Source organism: Terriglobus sp. YAF25 (genome assembly GCF_052113305.1).
Classification (GTDB): domain Bacteria; phylum Acidobacteriota; class Terriglobia; order Terriglobales; family Acidobacteriaceae; genus Terriglobus.
The window spans coordinates 1-2708 of sequence record NZ_JBFRCY010000644.1 but is presented as its reverse complement, the minus strand read 5'-3'; the positions used below and the strand labels follow the sequence as shown (position 1 = coordinate 2708).

General features: G+C 58.6%; 3 protein-coding genes. 2 read left to right on the top strand and 1 reads right to left on the bottom strand.

The window, feature by feature from the left end; genetic code table 11:
- Positions 1-388, top strand: a 388-nt coding sequence (locus AB4043_RS21695) for a hypothetical protein (RefSeq protein ID WP_442308059.1), incomplete at its 5' end; no start/stop codon positions are given.
- Positions 389-895: 507 nt separating this feature from the next.
- Here the strand turns inward: AB4043_RS21695 and AB4043_RS21690 are convergent.
- Positions 896-1336, bottom strand: a complete 441-nt coding sequence (locus tag AB4043_RS21690; protein WP_442303378.1) for a YybH family protein — start codon at positions 1334-1336, stop codon at positions 896-898.
- Positions 1337-1351: 15 nt separating this feature from the next.
- On the opposite strand from AB4043_RS21690, the gene AB4043_RS21685 reads away from it, so the two are divergent.
- A partial coding sequence (locus AB4043_RS21685; RefSeq protein WP_442308058.1) for a molybdopterin-dependent oxidoreductase occupies positions 1352-2708 on the top strand: 1357 nt, incomplete at its 3' end.

The window sequence follows — 2708 nt, the reverse complement described above, 5'->3', positions numbered from 1 at the left end:
TCTCTTAGTAGTTGGTTATTTCAAAACCCAACCGATTGAAGCTGCTATCCACATAAGGAGTCGTGACGGGGTACTAATGGGTGCAGAATGGGGACACTTCGCTTCGCCGCCTTCTGGGTGCCTCACAGTGGTATCAGGCTCCATGAGAATCGCGGAAGGAATGAACGCGGACGAAAGTACCAAATCGTTGCCCGAAGCAGAAAAGCTTCTTTTGTCCTATGCGCAGCAATGCATAGACGGGCGCGGAAGATTTATCGACTGCGAGGGGTTCGGCGGTCATATTCATTTGGCGCGCGTCACACCGCAGGGATGCCACTGGGTGAGACCACCCAAAGGAGATAACGCTAATGAACAAACACACCAAGCCCACAAGCAAAGCGGAGATTAGCGCGAAGATCAAAGCCGAACGGGAAGCTAAGAAAGTCCAGAAAATGGACAAATCTTGCTAAAAAGGCTCCTTGATAGATAGCTCGGCTAGCTGGGATGGAGAAGCGAGAGTTGAAGAGTTTCAAGTTGAAAGTTGAAGACGTACGGTATGGGCGGAGAAGAATTGGTTGCCACCTTCCTCCAAGCCATCCAACAACCCCTAAATAGGCATAAACCTGTAAAGGATGTCATGGAACCGAACAGCTGAAGCCGCGCCCTTAAGCACTACAGTTCGCGCGGGGCGCGAATGTCTTGTTCTTTGTTACGAAGAACAAGACGCAAAAGCAGGTCCTTCGCTTCGCTCAGGATGACAAATCGAAAAGATTGGGGCGTCCTTACCCGCCCTAGCGTTGCGAGGACGGGGCACCCACTTAGGGACGATGCGCGCACGCGTGCCCATTGGCACACCAACAGTTCATCCCGTCCACACCCCAACTGGCAACTGGAGACTGTTAACTGGCAACTGCCTTTACGTGGTGTGATCGACCACAATCTTCCATCCGGCGTCAGTCTTCTCCATGACCAGCGAAAAGACACCCTCAGCATTTCCGCCGTCCTGCTTCTTCCGCTCAAGATGGAACCTTCCCAGCACCACCGCGAAATTCTCATCAAGCTGCTTCACATCGAAATCACTGAAGCTCAGCGTGCCCATCGCGGCTTTGGTCGGATAGCTGCGGCGGTAGTTGTCTGCCAACTCTGCAAAACCCTTATGCACGCCGCGGCTGACAAAGATCGTCTCTGGGGAGTCTTTGTAGCCCGTCAGGAAGCCTTCAATGTCGCCGGCATTCCACGACCGTTCCTGCGCCAGCAGCACCTTGATGCAGTCCAGGGTCTGCTGGGGTACGGTTCCCAACTGGGCAGGTGCAAGGGTGGCGGAGGCAAGGACCAGGGCGAGCAAAATACGGCGCATGACTAAAATGTATCTATGCCCCACGCGCAGGCCAATACGAAAGTGGTGCACACCGTCTGTTCGCATGACTGCCCAGACTCCTGCGGTGTCCTGGTAACGGTCGATACGCTGACCGGACGCGCTACCAAAGTGCAGGGCGATCCCTCCCATCCGGTGACGCGTGGCTTTCTTTGCGGTAAGGTCGCCAAGTATCTCGACCGTGTCTATTCGCCTGATCGCCTGCTTTATCCCATGCGCCGCCGTGCCGATGCCCGGAAAGGTCCACTGGAGAAGGGCAACGAGGCCGCTGCGTTCGAGCGCATCTCCTGGGATGAGGCACTGGACCTGGTTGCCGGGCGCCTGAAGACCATCACGGAGACCCACGGGCCGGAGTCGGTGCTGCCCTACTCCTATGCGGGAACCATCGGCCAGTTGGGCTATGGCTCCATGGACCGCCGCTTCTTTCATCGCCTGGGAGCCTCGCAGCTCGACCGCACCATCTGCGCCAGTGCCGGCGGCGCCGCCATGATGAGCGTCTACGGCGTGAAGCTCGGTGTCGAGCCGCAGGACTTCGCGCATGCCCGCTCCATCATCGCCTGGGGCGCGAATATTCACGGCAACAACATCCATCTGTGGCCCTTCATCGAACAGGCCCGCCGCAATGGAGCGAAACTGATCGTCATCGATCCGTATAAGACCCGCACCGCGGCTCTGGCGGATTGGCACATCGCCATCCATCCGGGAACGGATACCGCTCTGGCGCTGGGCATGATGCATGTCATCGTGCGTGACGGTCTGGAGAACAAGGAATATATCGCCCGCTGCACGCATGGCTTCGACGACCTCAAGCGCCATGTCCTGCAACCCGAATACGCTCCAGCACAGGTGGAGAAGGTTACCGGAGTGGCCGCCGCCGATATTGAGCGCCTGGCGCGGGAGTACGCGCGTGCGGTGCCCTCGGCGATTCGCCTGAACTACGGCATCCAGCGCAGCGAGAACGGCGGCGCCGGCGCTCGCGCGGTGCTGATGCTGCCGCTGCTGACCGGCGCCTGGATGCATCGCGGCGGAGGCGTGCAGCTTTCCACCTCAGGTTCATTCCCTTTCAATTCGACACGGCTACAGATGCCGGAGCTGATGCTCGCCAGCCCTCTGAAGCGCGAGGCGCGCGTGGTGAACATGTCGCAGCTCGGCCAGGCGCTGACAGAGCTGAACGATCCGCCAGTAAAGGCGATGTTTGTCTACAACAGCAATCCCGCGGCCGTGGCTCCCAACCAGAATGCTGTACTGCGCGGCATGGCTCGCGAAGACCTGTTCACGGTGGTACACGAACAGTTCTTCACCGACACGGCCGACTACGCGGACGTCCTGCTGCCCGCGCCGACCTTCCTGGAAG